The sequence below is a fragment of the Brucella sp. MAB-22 genome (genome assembly GCF_025908475.1).
In the GTDB taxonomy this organism is placed as follows: Bacteria; Pseudomonadota; Alphaproteobacteria; order Rhizobiales; family Rhizobiaceae; genus Brucella; species Brucella anthropi.
In genome coordinates this window covers 1,750,073-1,766,756 of record NZ_CP109781.1, presented here as the reverse complement: position 1 = coordinate 1,766,756, position 16,684 = coordinate 1,750,073, and the positions used below count along the sequence as shown (strand labels likewise).

Here is a 16,684-nt window from a genome sequence, read left to right as displayed (position 1 = left end):
CCTATGCGATTGCCATAATGTTAGTTGCCGCTGCAGATTTGCAGTCGGACAAGTTCCCCATACACCCATCACGGACAAAAGCACAGTTCTGCCGCGTGAATGCCAGTTTGTTGACATGATTTAGTGTGGACTGAGATTTCATCACGCGCCAGTCACTCATTTGCCGGGAAATATTTGAAACAGATTCAAAAAAGACAATTTGCGAGAGGGGCGCGATTATTTCTAACTAACTGATTGAAATGGGCTTTGTAAGAGCAAAGCCGTGCCATACATGCCAAGAGCAAAAAACGTATGTGCAATAAGATTGAGCAAACGTACATTACGCGCATTCGGCAATTTTGAAGCCGCCCAACCGATTCCCAAACCGGGTTGCAACAAAAACCACCCTGCCGATACTGTCAGTATACCGAAAATCCAAACCGGCAAAAAGACCGGGTCGGAAAACCATTCCGCGCCACCATAAATGGCAAAGATGACACCGTAAAGAATACCGACCGCATAATGCCCAATCCAGCCAAGTGCTACTTCATGCTTATAGGGCTTGGCATCAGAAATATTATCGTGGAAAATTTGCCCGTGGCGGAGATGCCAGAACCAGCGACCGACCAGCCCCCAATTTGGGCGCCTCTGCCCTGGTATTGCGGCCAGTATCAGCGCCCACAAGTCCATTACGACGGTTGCGCCAATTCCAATCAAAATCCCGCGCCAGATAATATCCATGCTGTATCTGCCTTTGCGTCATCGGGCGGCCAGATAAGCCTGACACCGCCCGATGCGCAAGAGCTAGATTGCGTGCACTCCTGCATTCCACGCAATACTGACTGGCAATAATTTAGAACAATAAACGCAACACCAACCGGCAATAGACATTGCTATGAAATATGAGGCGATGAAGTTTAGCAAACAAACCGCAGTTTAAAACGGAAACGCCGTATCTTCATCGCCTGCCCCCGCAAATACAAGCTGGCGGAAAATTGCGTTGGCGACAACAGCGATCTGTCCCAAAATGGTACGGATTATGTCTCATTAGCGATAAACAGCTGAATAATGAGCGGGCAAGAAACTAAAGCTGTAACGACTGGGAAAGCGGCATCGCGCAGTCAGAACCACAGACCTTCAGGTCAAGAAACTATTTAAGGGGCAACGCATAAAACAAAAGCGCCGGGACTGGAGACCGACGCTTTGTTACTTTATTCGATTTTCACTTATGGGGCGATCTTTCGAGAGAAACGCCATAAGCTATTACTTACCGAAAACGGCGCTGTGAATCTGCGAACGCGAAACACCGATATCGGCAAGAAGATGGTCGTCCATTGCACCGAGCTCACGGATAGCGCGGCGGCGGGACACGAACTGCTGTACTTTCTGACGAATGTTCATTTGCTTTCTCCTCGTTTGGATGATTATCAAATAGGCGTTTGCCCAAATTTCCACCACGGATATGATTGCAAATGAGGCATGCGTTTTTGCTTGAGCTCAAAACCTTGAAAAGGTCGAATTTACTTCTTTTCCAAGCAATGGCCCAATTATAGTCTTAAATGCGAATTTTCAGAGAAGCCTTTTGCCAATAAGCTTCTAATCGATTAAGGGAGCAGCAGGAACGAACTCCTCCCCCCGTTTCTTTCGGACATTGACATGCTTTACGGTATTTTTCTCGCGTTTGCGTCCTATGCGGCATTCGCTGTAAGCGACGCCTGCGTCAAGTTTCTTGATGGCACGCTGTCACCTTACGAAGTGGCATTCTTCGGCGCTGTACTTGGTCTGCTGGCTATTCCATTTACAAAGAAAGCTGACGATGTCTGGCTCGATATGTTTCGCACCACCAATATCAAAATGTGGCTATTGCGAACCGTAACGGCGGCTATGGGAACAATAGGAAGCGTTACGGCATTCACACATCTCTCTATGGCGGAAGCCTTCGCGCTCATTTTCCTTCTTCCAGCCTACGTGACTATACTTTCAGTAGTATTCTTGAAGGAACAGGTTGGCTGGCGGCGATGGTCAGCGGTTCTGATCGGCTTTATCGGCGTTCTGATTGTGCTCCGCCCCGGGTTCAGGGAGCTCTCGATCGGCCACCTAGGCGCACTGGCGGCTGGCATGGGCGGTGCGATGAGCATCATCATCTTCCGCGTTATGGGTAAGCATGAAAAGCGCATATCGCTTTATACAAGCGGACTAATCGGCCCTATCATCATCTGCGGGGCCTTGATGACCCCGTCCTATGAAGCGCCAAATACCGAGCAATGGGTTTATCTTGCGGGATACGGTCTTCTTGCCGCGCTAGCCAATATCCTGCTGATGCTTGCAGCCCAACGCGCGCCAGCAAGTGCAATTGCGTCCCCACAGTATAGCCAGATGATATGGGCGATCCTTTTCGGATATTTTGTTTTCCACGATCACATAGATATGCCCATGCTGATCGGCATCGTTCTCATTACTATTTCCGGTCTCTTCACCTTTATCCGCGAAAGGCAACGCGGTGTTGAGGGGCCTCCGGCTGTCGTCACATCGGAACCAACTCCCGCGCTTGTTGAAGACAAGGCCGAACAATCTTGAAAGCGAACAGTGACAAGTTCGCGCTTGTCTCAGGCGTTGCCTGCTCCTACGATGTAGGCAGCCTGTCCACGGTTGATGAAATAACGCTTCAAACAGAAGTGCTTAGGACGTTAACCTGATTCAACCATATCAAGACGCTTTGAGCATTTTTCCGATAACGATTTGTGTTTGACAGCGCTCTGACGCGGGCAGAAGCACGAGAAATATATTGTCAAAGGACTAGGGAAATGACCGATAAACGCGCGATGTGGACCTATTACAAGGGCGAATGGCGTGAAGGCGATGTTCGCATTCTCGGTGCAGCCTCACAAGCGACCTGGCTTGGTTCGCTGGTATTTGATGGCGCACGCCTCTTTGAAGGCGTAACACCAGACCTTGACCGCCATTCTGCTCGCGCTAATGATTCAGCTCGTGTTTTGGGATTAGAACCAACACTTTCCGCCAATGACATCGAGACGCTTGCGCGTGAGGGCCTGAAAAAGTTCACGCCTGGAACAGACGTTTATATCCGCCCCATGTACTGGGCAGAAGAAGGTGACGCCAGCGCAGTCGCTCCGCTCGCATCGTCAACGGATTTTGCACTCTGCCTTGAAGCGATCCCCATGGTCGAGCCGAAGGGTTTCACGGTCACCACGACATCGTTCCGTCGGCCATATCTGGAAGTCATGCCGGTCAATGCCAAGGCCGCCTGCCTTTATCCGAACAACGCGCGCATGCTGCGCGAGGCAAAGGCAAAAGGCTTTCACAATGCGCTGGTGACCGACGTGCTTGGCAACGTTGCGGAGACAGCAACCTCAAACGTCTTCATGGTACGTGGTGGCGAGGTTTTCACACCAGCGCCCAATGGTACATTCCTCAACGGCATTACTCGCCAGCGCGTAATCGGGCTTTTGCGCACAGCAGGCGTCACCGTCCATGAAACCACTTTGAAGATCGAAGATTTCCGCGAAGCGGATGAAATCTTCTCGACAGGCAATATGAGCAAAGTTGTGCCAATTGTCGGTTTTGATGATCGCAAACTTGAATATGGACCACTGACGAAGCGGGCGCGGGCGCTTTACTGGGAATGGGCCCACGCCTGACATCCAATCACAACATCTCCGGCCCAACGCCGGAGATGTTTTCTCCCCCACCGCAAAGCTGCCCTATCACATGCTCGAACACACGCCTCTTTTTCTCGCAATCGCAGTCATTGCGGCATTTCTTGTTGGGCTTTCGAAAGGTGGTTTGCCGTCCGTCGGTACGCTCGCGGTTCCTTTGATGGCGCTGGTCATATCGCCGGTCACCGCCGCCGCTCTTTTGCTTCCGATCTATGTCATCAGCGACATGTTTGGCCTATATCTTTATCGCCATCACTTCTCGGCACGCAATCTTGCAATCCTGACCCCAGCAGCAATTCTCGGCGTTGGCGTTGGTTGGATGTTTAGCGCCCATCTTTCTCCTACCTTCATCGGAATGCTGGTCGGCTTGGTCGGCATCCTTTTCTGCTTCAATGCTTGGTTCGGGGCACTTTACCGCAAAAGTGCGCGAAAGGCGGATGTTCCAGGCGGCGTTTTCTGGGGCGTTCTCACGGGCCTGACCAGTTTCGTCTCGCATTCCGGGGCGCCACCGTTCCAGATGTACGTGCTGCCACAGCATCTTCCAAAACTGGTTTTCGCTGGCACATCGACTATTCTTTTTGCCATCGTCAACGCCGTAAAGCTTGTGCCCTACTGGCAGTTGCAGCAGTTTTCCAATCTCGATACATCACTTGGCCTTTGGCTTGTCCCTGCCGCTGTTATTGGCACCTTTGTCGGCGCAAAGCTGACCCGGATCATGCCCGACGGTCCATTTTTCCTGCTCGTGCAGCTGACCTTGTTTGGACTTTCCATCAAGCTGATTGCCGACTGGATCGTGCCTTATTTCTTCGGTTGAATACACCCGACGACCGCTTGCAACACGTCATCCCTTCAGTCACGATGCGCTCATCGAGCGCCTTTTGGGAGAGAGGAAGCGGGGATGGAGAATGCGGATGCAATCATCATCGGTGCCGGATTAGCTGGGCTTGTTGCCGCTCATGAGTTGGCTCTAGCGGGTCGCAAGGTCATTCTTCTCGAACAGGAAGGTGACAATTCCATTGGTGGACAAGCGTTCTGGTCACTCGGCGGATTATTTATGGTCGACAGCCCGGAACAGCGTCGCCTTGGCATCAAGGACAATATCGACCTCGCGCGGCAGGACTGGTTTGGATCGGCACAATTTGATCGGGCGGAAGATCGTTGGCCGAAACGCTGGGCCGAATCCTATCTGGAATTTGCTGCAGGAGAAATGCGCCGATGGCTGCATGGTCTCGGTATGCGCTGGTTTCCTGTTGTTGGCTGGGCGGAGCGTGGCGGAGCAAAAGCCGATGGTCACGGCAACTCAGTGCCACGTTTTCATGTAACCTGGGGAACAGGACCTGCTGTCGTAGCACCATTTGAACGATCGCTCCGGGCAGCAATCAGCAAAGGGCTCATAACCCTAAAATGCCGTCATAGAGTCAATAGCATCGCCACTACCGGCGGGCGCGTCAGTGGTGTCTATGGAGAGGTGCTGGTGCCATCGACTGTCGAGCGCGGGCAATCTTCATCACGAGACACCATTGGCGAATTTGCCTATTTTGCTGACTGTGTAATCGTCACATCTGGCGGCATAGGCGGTGACCCCGACAAGGTTCGAAGGGCATGGCCGCGCGACAGGCTCGGCATTCCCCCGAAAGAAATGGTATTGGGAGTACCAGCTCATGTAGATGGACGCGGCATAGATATTGCCGTGGCTGCGGGCGGCCATGTCATCAATGCTGATCGCATGTGGCACTATACGGAAGGCGTGCGAAACTGGAACCCGATCTGGCCGAACCATGGCATTCGCATTCTGCCGGGGCCTTCTTCCATTTGGTTCGACGCTAAGGGCAATCGTCTTCCCGCTCCCTATCTTCCTGGCTTCGACACTCTTGGCACGCTCAAACATATTCTTTCGACCGGCTACGACTATTCGTGGTTCATCCTGACCGAAAAAATCATCCGCAAAGAGTTCTCTCTGTCCGGATCGGAACAAAATCCGGACCTCACGGGCAAAAACTGGAAGCTTTTGCTTAAAAGTCGCCTCGGTAAAGCGCCACCGCCGCCGGTCCAAGCCTTTCTCGATAACGGAGCAGATTTCATCACAGCTGGAACACTGGATGAGCTCATTGCAAAAATGAACGGTTTGACGGGAGAGAAGCTTCTGAAGCCTGACCACATCCGTGATCAAATCGAAGCGCGAGATCGCGAGATCGTCAACCGCTACTCCAAGGATGCTCAGGTGATGGCGGTCCATAATGCCCGAGCCTATATCGGTGACCGTCTCACGCGCGCCGTGCCGCTGCATTCTCTGCTGGAACCCTCCAACGGTCCGCTTATTGCCGTCAAACTTCATATTCTGACACGCAAGACACTTGGCGGTTTACATACCGATATGGACGCCCAAGTTCTCAATGCGGCAGGAGAAAAGGTGCCCGGTCTATACGCTGCAGGCGAAGCTGCAGGCTTCGGCGGTGGCGGTTATCATGGGTACAATGCACTTGAAGGCACATTCCTCGGCGGCTGCATCTTTTCCGGACGAACGGCCGGTCGTGCAGCTGCCGCGGCAACATCGCTCTAGTGAAAGACAAGACGGCAACATCGGCCTTTATCGACCGCATTCCATATATGAGTTTTTTATTTTTTGAAGCAGCGCTCGCTCTCGAAACCCTATGCAATGCGGCAACATAATGTCCCTGTAAGAAACAGGGAGCCCCTTAGGGCAATTCAGGCATGACTATGGATTTCGCCGTCCTTGCAATCGGCATCGGCTTCTTCGCGCTGCTGTTCGGCTATCTGCGCATCTGCGAAAGGCTTTGAGGCGTCGCCATGATGATCGAATACGTCGCTGGCGCCTTGGTTGCAGCCTTTCTAGCCGCTTATCTCCTTTACGCGCTCATACGACCGGAGCGGTTCTAGGCCGATCTCCGGCCAAGCCCGCGTAACCGGCAGCCTTTCAGGCCTCGGAAAAGACCATGACAATCAATGGATGGATTCAGATCCTCGTTTTTTGCGGGATCATCATTTTGCTCGTCAAACCGCTCGGCGGCTACATGACGCGCGTTTTCGGCGGTGAACGGACGCTCCTTTCACCTGTACTCGTTCCGGTCGAGCGGGGGCTTTACCGCCTCGCAGGCACAACCGAACGAGAAGAACAGCACTGGACAACCTATGCTGCTTCCCTGCTGTTGTTCAATCTGGCCGGCTTTTTGCTGCTTTACATGCTGCAACGGTTTCAGGGCTCTCTGCCCTTCAACCCGATGGGTATGAGCGACGTCCCGGCGGACCTGGCCTTCAACACCACTGCCAGTTTTGTTACCAACACCAACTGGCAGAACTATGGTGGCGAAAGCACCATGTCCTACCTGACGCAAATGGCAGGACTGACGGTACAGAACTTCGTCTCGGCTGCTACTGGCGTTGCCATCGCCATTGCACTCATTCGTGCATTCTCGCGCAAATCCATGAAGACGCTCGGAAATTTCTGGGTCGATCTTACACGATGCACACTCTACGTCCTTTTGCCCTTGTGCATTATCCTTACCTTGGCTTTCGTCAGCCTCGGTGTGCCGCAAACGATTGGTGCTTATGCCGAAGCAACAACGCTGGAAGGCGCGAGACAGGTGATCGCGCTTGGGCCGGTTGCCTCGCAGCTCGCCATCAAGATGCTCGGCACCAATGGCGGCGGTTTCTTCAATGCCAATTCCGCGCATCCTTTTGAAAACCCGGATGCCATCTCCAACATGATCCAGATGGTTGCGATCTTCGCAATCGGCGCTTCGCTTACCAACGTCTTCGGGCGAATGGTCGGCAACGAACGTCAGGGTTGGGCAATCTTTGCTGCGATGGGCATATTGTTCGTCGCAGGCGTTGCAATCTGCTACTGGGCAGAAGCTGCCGGTAATCCCCTCATCCATGCACTCAGTGTTGATGGTGGCAACATGGAAGGCAAGGAGACACGTTTCGGCATCGCAATGTCCGCGCTCTTCGCCGTCGTTACCACCGCTGCATCATGCGGTGCAGTGATCGCCATGCATGACAGCATGATGGCACTGGGCGGAATGATCCCCATGATCAACATGATGCTGGGCGAGATCATCATCGGCGGCGTAGGTGCAGGATTCTACGGTATCGTCCTGTTTGTTGTCGTTGCCGTTTTCGTGGCCGGGCTGATGGTTGGACGCACGCCTGAATATCTGGGCAAGAAGATCGAAGCCAAGGAAGTGAAAATGGCGATGCTCGCCGTTCTCTGCCTTCCGTTATCAATTCTGGGTTTTACCGCCATAGCGTCCGTTATTCCAACAGGGCTGGCATCGATCGCCAATCCCGGACCACATGGTTTCTCGGAAATTCTCTATGCCTATACCTCAGGCACAGCGAATAATGGTTCGGCCTTCGGCGGCCTCTCCGGCAATACGCCCTGGTATAACATCACCATCGGGCTTGCCATGCTGATGGGCCGGTTTCTCGTGATCCTGCCTGCCATGGCGATCGCCGGTTCACTTGTCGCCAAGAAAGCTGCACCGCAATCTGCAGGCACCTTCCCGACGACAGGGCCGCTTTTCGTCGGCTTGCTGATCGGTGTCATTCTTGTGGTTGGAGGACTGATCTTCTTCCCGGCGCTGGCGCTCGGCCCCATTGCCGAACACCTCGCAATGATCAAGGGGCAGATGTTTTGATGCTCAAACCCTCAAGCTGCATTCTCTCGATCCTTCTGGCAACGACCGCCGTCCTTCTCGCGGTTCAGCTTGCCGGATTGATCTGAGCTTTCCGAACGGAAACGTAATTTTACTGGAGTCTCTGTTATGAGCCAGTCCAAATCCGCGAGCATTCTCGATGCCCGCATCCTTTTACCCGCCATCGGCGATGCCTTTCGCAAGCTCAATCCCAGGAGTCTTGCGCGCAATCCGGTGATGTTCGTGGTTGCCGTCGTTTCAGCGCTTACAACTTTGCTGCTGCTGAAAGACGTCGCCACCGGCAATCCCAGTGTCGGCTTTTCATTCCAGATCGTCTTGTGGCTGTGGTTCACAGTTCTGTTTGCGAATTTTGCCGAGGCCGTCGCAGAAGGCCGAGGCAAGGCACAAGCAGACTCGCTGCGCCGGACACGAACGGAAACACAAGCTAAACTTCTGGATAGTCCCGAGGGACCAAACTGGAAAAGTGTGCCGGGAACGAGCTTGAAAGTTGGCGATATCGTTCTTGTGGAAGCCAATGACATCATCCCTTCCGACGGTGAAGTCATTGAAGGTGTCGCATCCGTCAATGAAGCCGCCATTACCGGCGAATCCGCGCCTGTCATCCGTGAATCTGGCGGCGATCGCTCTGCCGTTACAGGTGGAACACAAGTTTTGTCCGACTGGATCAAGGTACGCATCACCGCCGCGCAGGGTTCCACCTTTATCGACAAGATGATTAGGCTGGTGGAAGGTGCAGAACGCCAGAAGACACCCAACGAGATCGCGCTCAACATTCTGCTTGCAGGCATGACGCTGATATTCGTGCTCGCCGTTGTTACGATCCCTAGCTTTGCGACTTATGCAGGCGGTTATATCCCCGTCACGGTGCTGGTTGCGCTCTTCGTGACCCTGATCCCGACGACAATCGGCGCCTTGCTTTCTGCCATTGGTATCGCAGGCATGGACCGCCTCGTACGCTTCAACGTGCTTGCCATGTCCGGTCGTGCGGTCGAGGCAGCGGGTGATGTGGACACGCTTCTGCTTGACAAGACCGGCACGATCACTCTTGGCAATCGTCAGGCGACCGCTTTTGTGCCGGTCAATGGCGTAACCGAGCAAGAGCTTGCCGATGCAGCGCAACTGGCCTCGCTTGCCGACGAAACGCCCGAAGGTCGTTCCATCGTCGTTCTGGCCAAGGAAAAATACGGTTTACGTGGCCGTGACATGCAAGGTCTTCACGCCCATTTTGTACCATTCACCGCGCAAAGCCGCATGAGCGGCGTCGATATTGAGGGTTCCGTCATTCGCAAAGGCGCTGTGGATGCTGTGCTTGCCTATGTGGACCAGAATAGCCACGCCGATGAAAGAACACTGTCGGAACTACAGTCTATCGCTGACACAATCGCCAAGGCTGGCGGCACACCGCTTGCCGTCGCTAAAGATGGCCACCTTCTCGGTGTCGTGCACCTGAAGGACATCGTCAAAGGCGGCATCCGCGAGCGCTTTGCCGAATTGCGCCGGATGGGTATCCGCACTGTCATGATTACCGGCGACAACCCTATGACCGCAGCAGCCATCGCTGCCGAAGCAGGTGTGGATGACTTTCTTGCGCAGGCAACGCCAGAAAACAAGCTGTCGCTCATCCGAGAGGAACAGGCGAAGGGGAAACTTGTTGCAATGTGCGGAGACGGTACAAACGACGCCCCTGCCCTTGCTCAGGCGGATGTCGGCGTGGCCATGAATACCGGCACGGTTGCCGCGCGAGAAGCAGGCAATATGGTCGATCTTGATAGCGATCCCACCAAGCTCATTGAAATCGTTGAAATCGGCAAGCAATTGCTGATGACACGGGGAGCGTTGACGACCTTCTCCATCGCCAATGACATTGCAAAATATTTTGCGATCATTCCGGCTATGTTTCTGGCTTTCTATCCTCAGCTTGGCGCGCTCAATATCATGGGACTCTCCACGCCGCAGAGCGCCATCCTGTCGGCCATCATCTTCAATGCCCTGATTATTGTGGCTCTGATCCCGCTTTCGCTGAAAGGTGTGACCTACAAGCCGGTCGGTGCAGGTACGCTCCTCTCGCGCAATCTTCTGATCTACGGCCTCGGCGGCGTCATCGTGCCATTCATCGGCATCAAGGCCATCGATATGGCCATTACCGCCCTTGGCCTCGCATAAGGATTAACAAAAATGCTGAAACAACTTCGTCCAGCACTTGTGATGATCGTGTCGCTCACTGTCATAACCGGGTTGCTCTACCCGCTCGGCATGACAGGTATCGCCCAGGCGATCTTTCCCGCTAATGCCAATGGCAGTCTGATCGAAAAGGACGGTACAATCATTGGTTCCGAGTTGATCGGACAGGGCTTTACCGGCGACCGCTATTTTCACGGTCGCCCATCTGCGGCAGGACAAAACAGTTATGATGCCGCGAGTTCTGGCGGGTCCAATCTTGGCCCAACCAATCCAAAACTCATTGAGCGAATTAAAGCTGACGCCACCGCTCTCTCACAAGACGAAGGTTATGCACGACCACCGATTGACCTTGTGACAACATCCGCAAGCGGTCTCGATCCGCATATTTCACCGGAAGCAGCTTTCTATCAGGTGCCGCGTGTCGCAAAGGCGCGCGGGATCGATGAAGCCGCATTGCGAGGAATTGTTGAGCAACAAGTTGAAGCTCGTGAGCTCGGATTTCTCGGGGAACCGGTGGTCAATGTTCTGAAGCTGAACCTTGTTCTGGACAGGACCAGCACCAAGTAGAATAACTGGCGGCGGCATGATTTGCCGCCCCTTCCTTTCAGGAGTTTTATTTGACATCGGACCCGCTTCGCTTCGGCGAGAACAGACCTTCTCCCGATGCTCTGCTTGAACAGGCGGAACGCGAAACGCGTGGCCGCCTGAAGATATTTCTCGGTGCCGCACCGGGTGTTGGTAAAACCTATGAAATGCTGATGTCCGGTCGCGCGCGCAGAGCTGATGGCATAGATGTCGTCATCGGCGTTGTCGAGACACATGGTCGAGTGGAAACCGAAGCGCTGACGGAAGGGCTTGAGATTATTCCGCGTGCGCAAGTGGCCTATCGCGGGCATCTCTTGGATGAAATGGATATCGATGCGGTGCTGGCTCGCAAACCGCAACTGGTTCTTGTGGATGAACTGGCGCACACGAATGCACCGGGCAGCAGACACCCCAAACGTTATCAGGATGTCGAGGAAATTCTGGCGCGCGGGATTGATGTCTATACGACGCTCAACATCCAGCATGTCGAAAGCCTAAATGATGTTGTGGCACAGATCACGCGTATCCGTGTGCGTGAAACAGTACCCGACAGCATCATCGACCGTGCCGACGACATTGAGCTTATCGATCTCACGCCGAATGATCTCCTCAAACGTCTTAATGAAGGCAAGATTTACCTACCAAAGACCGCGAAACGAGCGATCCGCAATTACTTTTCTCCCGGGAATCTGACCGCGTTGCGTGAATTGGCGCTGCGCCGCACCGCCCAGCGTGTCGATGAGCAACTGCTCAGTCACATGCGCGCCCATGCCATTGAAGGGCCATGGGCTGCAGGCGACCGCATATTGGTTGCGGTCGATGAACGCCCCCGTAGTATATCGCTGGTTCGCTATGCGCGTCGGCTTGCGGATCGTCTTCGCGCACCTTGGGCGGCCATCCATATAGAAACGGCACGGTCTGCGGGGCTTACTGAAGAAGCAAAGGACAGGCTTGCAACGGCACTGAAGCTTGCCGAACAGCTCGGCGGGGAAACCATCATCATTCCCGGTCAATCCGTCGCCGAAGACATTGTTCGCTACGCTTCAACACACAACTTTACCCAGATCGTCGCCGGAAAATCGATAAAATCGCGCTGGCGTGAGATGATTGACGGCTCCATCGCACGAGAACTGGTGCGGCTCTCCGGCGCCATCGATATTCACATAACGGCAGGTGTCGACTATGAAAACGGGGAGACCCCTCGTAAGGTAAAGACCGCCAGTCAGAAGGCAACGCCCGACATCACGCCCTATCTGATCGGTATGGTGATGACAGGAATAGCGCTTGTCACCGGCTTGCTGCTCGACCAGTTTCTGGATGTGCGCAGCATAGCACTGGTGTTCGTTGTCGGCGTTCTTGGTGTTGCGGTCACCCTTGGTCTTTGGCCAGCGCTTTTCGCATCCGTACTTAGCGCTTTCGCCTATAATTTCTTCTTTCTTTCTCCCCTCTACACGCTTTCCATCGCCGATCCTGAAAGTGTTGTGGCGCTGGTTTTCTTCCTGTTCGTGAGTTTCATTGCCAGCAATCTGGCGAGCCGGGTCCAGCGGCAGGCTGCAGCGGCACGGCAACGTGCACGCATGACGGAAGATCTATATCTCTTCAGTAAAAAGCTGGCAGGGACTGGCTCGCTCGATGATGTGTTATGGGCCACCGCATTCCAGATCGCATCAATGCTCAAGGTGCGGGTCGTGATGCTTCTCCCTGAAGGAAACAGTATAACGGTCAGAGGTGGTTATCCGCCTGATGACACTCTGGATGATGCCGATATCGCTGCAGCACACTGGACCTGGGAACACGACCTTCCCGCTGGGCGTGGTGCCAATACTTTACCGGGTGCCAAGCGGCTCTATCTGCCTCTCAAAACCGCCAGAACATCAGTTGGCGTCATCGGCCTCGACAATGATCGCATGGGGCCTATCCTCACGCCTGAACAACAGCGTCTCTTCGAGGCTTTGGCCGATCAGGCCGCAATTGCCATCGAACGCGTTCAGCTTGTCGGTGATGTGGAGCGAGCAAAACTCGCCGCCGAAGCTGACAAATTGCGTTCGGCCCTGCTCACCTCAATCTCACACGATCTGAAGACCCCGCTGGCGGCAATTCTGGGCGCAGCCACGACCTTGCGCGACTATTCCAGCTCATTGCCAGATACAGACCGTTCCGATCTCGTTGCAACCGTGGTGGACCAATCAGAGCGCTTGAACCGCTTCATCGCAAACCTCCTCGATATGACGCGGATTGAAGCGGGTGCAATGAAGCCTAATCTGTCGCTTCATTATGTTGGCGATCTCATTGGGGCGGCGCTCAATCGTGCAGCCAAGATTCTGGTTCATCATCAGGTCAACATTGCCGTTCCAGCTGATTTGCCTATGGTTCAGCTTGATGCCGTTCTGTTCGAGCAGGTCTTGTTCAATCTGTTCGACAATGCGGCGAAATATGCCCCCGAAAACACACCGATTACAATTAAGGCTCATGCTGCTCCGTCTCGTATAACACTGGAAATCAGTGATCGGGGTCCAGGTATTCCACCCGGCGATCTGGAGCGCGTGTTCGATACGTTCTATCGTGTGCGTAAAGGTGATCACGTGCAGGCCGGTACCGGACTGGGGCTTTCAATCGCTTGCGGTTTCATCGAAGCAATGGGGGGCTCTATTCGGGCCGGAAATCGGCATGAAGGCACCGGTGCCGTCTTTACAATCGCTTTGCCCGTCCCAGCTGATGAAGTTGACAAAAACTCATGAACGATCCGAAACTGAAAATTCTTGTTGTCGACGATGAACCAGCCATCCGCAAACTGTTGCGGGTCGGACTGACGACGGAAGGCTACACCGTCGTCGAGGCCGTGAATGGTGGCGAAGCCGACGAGCGTATTACGACGGAAAAGCCCGATATCGTGGTGCTTGATCTGGGTCTTCCTGACACTGATGGACATGCGCTGCTTCAACGCTGGAGAGAAACCGGCGTGACCTTGCCTATTCTCGTCCTCTCAAGCCGAACCGACGAAGCGGGGATTGTTCGTGCACTTGAAGAAGAAGCCGATGACTATGTCCCGAAACCTTTCGGTATGAAGGAACTGGCCGCGCGTTTGCGGGTCGCGTTGCGGCACAGGTTGCAACAGCAGGGAGAAAAGCCACTTTTCCAGAGTGACGGCCTAACCGTCGATCTTGTGCGCCGTCTTGTGAAACTCAATGGTGAAGAAATTAAACTGTCGCCGAAGGAATACGATATCCTCCGTCTTCTCGTGCAGCATGCCGGAAAAGTGCTGACGCACCATTTTATTCTCAGCCAGGTCTGGGGGCCGGCGGCTGATGTGCAATATCTTCGCATCTATGTCCGCCAGCTGAGACAGAAGGTTGAAAAATCCCCGGATCAGCCGCATTATATTCTAACCGAAACAGGCGTCGGCTACAGGCTGCGCGAAGCTGATCCTGCTCCCTGAGACAGCCGGAACCAAGGCTTTGCGAAAGCGTTGTTTGCCAAACAACCCAGAGAATTTCCAGTTTAAATTGAACTGCTGGAAATTCTCTATCTCTTTGTTTTTACGCATTATCCTACGCAAAACCACTTCGCACTTTTGCTGGAAATGCTCTAGGTAACGGAGGCAAGCGTGGTCGAGCTGGTCAACAATATCGACAATCTGGAGTTTATAATCGCCAAGGCCCGGGAGTATGACGTTCAGGTTCCCGCAACCGATGAAGAATCCGGGTCAAATGCCAGCGATGACAATGAAGTTGATATTCTCGACGCCTCACTGGCAAATCCCACCCGCAAGGAACTTTTTGCGGCTATCCGGTCCCTAAACATAGATGAGCGGCAGGAACTGCTCGCTTTGATGTGGGTTGGACGCGGCGATTTTAGTGCAGAAGAATGGGATGAAGCTCTTGCAACCGCGGCTGATCGCGACAATGGCCGTGAAGCCAAATATCTCATAGGCACACCGCTTCTCGGAGATTATCTGGAAGAAGGACTGGTTGCCCTGGGTTTTGATGTTGAAGCCTACGATAATGAATAAGAAAAATTGATGTTTCCATGTACCCTTCTGTTTTGACGCTGCCATTTCCCGGCATTAGTGTCGAAAGCAAATCGGGTTGGCTTATGCTGAACTCGAACATTCAGCGCGACGGAGGACGGTACGATGCTTCAGAAAAACCTCGATCAAAAAACGGACTTCTATATCGATGGAGCGTGGCGCGCTCCGATAGAAGCTAAGACCATTGAGGTCATCAACCCCGCCAACGAAAAGCCTTATGCCGTCATCTCTGCCGGTTCCGCAAAAGACATCGACCTAGCGGTCGCAGCCGCACGCAAGGCTTTTCCATCCTGGAGCGAAACCCCGGCAGAAGAACGCATCGGTTATATCCGTCGGTTAGTGGAAATTTACGAAACCCGTCTGGAGGAAATGGCCAAGGCAATTTCACTCGAGATGGGTGCGCCGATTACGCTTGCGCGGGAATCGCAGGCAGCGGCAGGCCTCTCTCATACCAAGGCTTTCATTGCGGCCTTCGAAAACTTCGAGTTCGAAGAGATCCTTTCTCCGAAATACCCGAACCAGACGGTCGTGCGCGAACCAATCGGTGTTTGCGGCCTCATTACGCCGTGGAACTGGCCGATGAACCAGATCGCGCTGAAAGTTATTCCAGCACTTGCGGTTGGCTGCACGGTAGTCTTGAAGCCGTCCGAGATTGCGCCGATGTCGGCTATGCTCTTTGCCGAATTTGTGGATCAGGCAGGTTTCCCGAAAGGCGTTTTCAATCTCGTCAATGGCGAAGGCACCGTTGTTGGCGAAGCCTTGTCGCAACATCCAGATGTCGACATGATGTCCTTCACCGGCTCGACCCGCGCCGGAACGGCAGTTTCGCGAGCAGCAGCAGCAACGGTAAAGCGCGTTTCGCTGGAGCTTGGTGGCAAATCGCCGAACATCGTTTTCGCCGACGCCGATCTTGAAAAGACTATGGCACGCAGCCTTGCGCATTGCTTCGAGAATACCGGACAGTCCTGTAATGCGCCGACGCGCATGCTGGTGGAGCGCTCAGTTTACGACAAGGCAGTAGACCTCGCGAAAAAGATAACAGAAGGCACGAAGGTCGGCGACCCGGCAAAGGAAGGCGATCACATCGGCCCGCTTTCCTCCTCAATCCAGTTCGAGAAAGTTCAACACCTGATCCAGAAGGGCATTGATGAAGGTGCACGGCTTGTTGCGGGTGGTACGGGACGTCCCGACGGGTTCACCGAAGGTGATTTCGTCAAGCCAACCGTCTTTGCCGACGTAAACAATGACATGACGATTGCTCGCGAAGAAATCTTCGGACCGGTGCTTGCAATGATCCCGTTCGATACCGAAGAAGAAGCCGTCGCCATTGCCAACGACACTCCATACGGGCTTGCAGCCTATATCCAGACCGGTAGTCCGGAACGCGCAAAACGCGTGGCTCGCAAATTGCGCGCTGGCATGGTGCAGATCAACGGCACATCGCGTGCACCGGGAAGTCCGTTTGGCGGCTATAAGCAATCAGGCAATGGCCGCGAGGGCGGCAAATGGGGGCTGGAAGACTTCATGGAAGTAAAGCTGATCAGCGGCTGATCTTTATA

Annotated in this window: 14 protein-coding genes; 12 read left to right on the top strand and 2 right to left on the bottom strand. The window is 53.9% G+C overall.

Annotated elements, in window-relative coordinates; translation table 11 throughout:
- Positions 1-222 precede the first annotated feature (222 nt).
- Together OHI65_RS08110 and OHI65_RS08105 are read right to left on the bottom strand one after the other, a co-directional pair.
- Positions 223-720: a DUF2938 domain-containing protein gene (locus tag OHI65_RS08110; protein ID WP_012093138.1), complete on the bottom strand. Its 498-nt coding sequence runs from the start codon at positions 718-720 to the stop codon at positions 223-225.
- A gap of 522 nt (positions 721-1,242) precedes the next feature.
- Positions 1,243-1,380 (bottom strand): DUF1127 domain-containing protein, encoded by a 138-nt coding sequence (locus tag OHI65_RS08105; protein WP_010658957.1) that lies wholly within the window; start codon positions 1,378-1,380, stop codon positions 1,243-1,245.
- 255 nt (positions 1,381-1,635) lie between these two features.
- Here OHI65_RS08105 and OHI65_RS08100 point away from each other — a divergent pair, with 255 nt between their 5' ends.
- The 12 genes from OHI65_RS08100 (at position 1,636) to OHI65_RS08050 (ending at position 16,676) form a co-directional block, all read left to right on the top strand.
- The gene (locus OHI65_RS08100) at positions 1,636-2,556 is read left to right on the top strand and encodes a DMT family transporter (protein ID WP_125301131.1); all 921 of its coding nucleotides are present in this window, start codon (positions 1,636-1,638) and stop codon (positions 2,554-2,556) included.
- 227 nt (positions 2,557-2,783) lie between these two features.
- Positions 2,784-3,638: a branched-chain amino acid aminotransferase gene (locus OHI65_RS08095; RefSeq protein ID WP_029375981.1), complete on the top strand. Its 855-nt coding sequence runs from the start codon at positions 2,784-2,786 to the stop codon at positions 3,636-3,638.
- 70 nt (positions 3,639-3,708) lie between these two features.
- Positions 3,709-4,470: a sulfite exporter TauE/SafE family protein gene (locus OHI65_RS08090; protein WP_040128285.1), complete on the top strand. Its 762-nt coding sequence runs from the start codon at positions 3,709-3,711 to the stop codon at positions 4,468-4,470.
- An 84-nt stretch (positions 4,471-4,554) separates the two neighbouring features.
- Positions 4,555-6,216 carry an FAD-binding dehydrogenase gene (locus OHI65_RS08085; protein ID WP_012093143.1) on the top strand — a complete coding sequence of 554 codons (1,662 nt, stop codon included), beginning with the start codon at positions 4,555-4,557 and terminating at the stop codon, positions 6,214-6,216.
- A 248-nt stretch (positions 6,217-6,464) separates the two neighbouring features.
- A complete protein-coding gene (gene kdpF, locus OHI65_RS23025; protein ID WP_040128283.1) occupies positions 6,465-6,554 on the top strand; it encodes a K(+)-transporting ATPase subunit F in 90 nt (29 codons plus the stop codon).
- Between the two features lie 56 nt (positions 6,555-6,610).
- A complete protein-coding gene (kdpA, locus tag OHI65_RS08080) occupies positions 6,611-8,314 on the top strand; it encodes a potassium-transporting ATPase subunit KdpA (protein ID WP_125301132.1) in 1,704 nt (567 codons plus the stop codon).
- A gap of 126 nt (positions 8,315-8,440) precedes the next feature.
- Complete coding sequence (kdpB, locus tag OHI65_RS08075) at positions 8,441-10,495, top strand: potassium-transporting ATPase subunit KdpB (protein ID WP_012093145.1); 2,055 nt, start codon at positions 8,441-8,443, stop codon at positions 10,493-10,495.
- Between the two features lie 12 nt (positions 10,496-10,507).
- Complete coding sequence (kdpC, locus tag OHI65_RS08070; RefSeq protein ID WP_125301133.1) at positions 10,508-11,080, top strand: potassium-transporting ATPase subunit KdpC; 573 nt, start codon at positions 10,508-10,510, stop codon at positions 11,078-11,080.
- A gap of 50 nt (positions 11,081-11,130) precedes the next feature.
- Positions 11,131-13,836, top strand: coding sequence for a sensor histidine kinase (locus OHI65_RS08065; RefSeq protein ID WP_264358632.1), 2,706 nt, complete (start codon positions 11,131-11,133; stop codon positions 13,834-13,836).
- Positions 13,833-14,534 (top strand): response regulator, encoded by a 702-nt coding sequence (locus OHI65_RS08060; protein WP_264358631.1) that lies wholly within the window; start codon positions 13,833-13,835, stop codon positions 14,532-14,534. The genes OHI65_RS08065 and OHI65_RS08060 overlap by 4 nt, the downstream gene beginning before the upstream one ends.
- 168 nt (positions 14,535-14,702) lie before the next feature.
- Complete coding sequence (locus OHI65_RS08055; RefSeq protein WP_010658967.1) at positions 14,703-15,107, top strand: DUF3775 domain-containing protein; 405 nt, start codon at positions 14,703-14,705, stop codon at positions 15,105-15,107.
- Between the two features lie 123 nt (positions 15,108-15,230).
- Positions 15,231-16,676: an aldehyde dehydrogenase family protein gene (locus OHI65_RS08050; RefSeq protein ID WP_125301136.1), complete on the top strand. Its 1,446-nt coding sequence runs from the start codon at positions 15,231-15,233 to the stop codon at positions 16,674-16,676.
- The last annotated feature ends 8 nt before the right edge of the window (positions 16,677-16,684 follow it).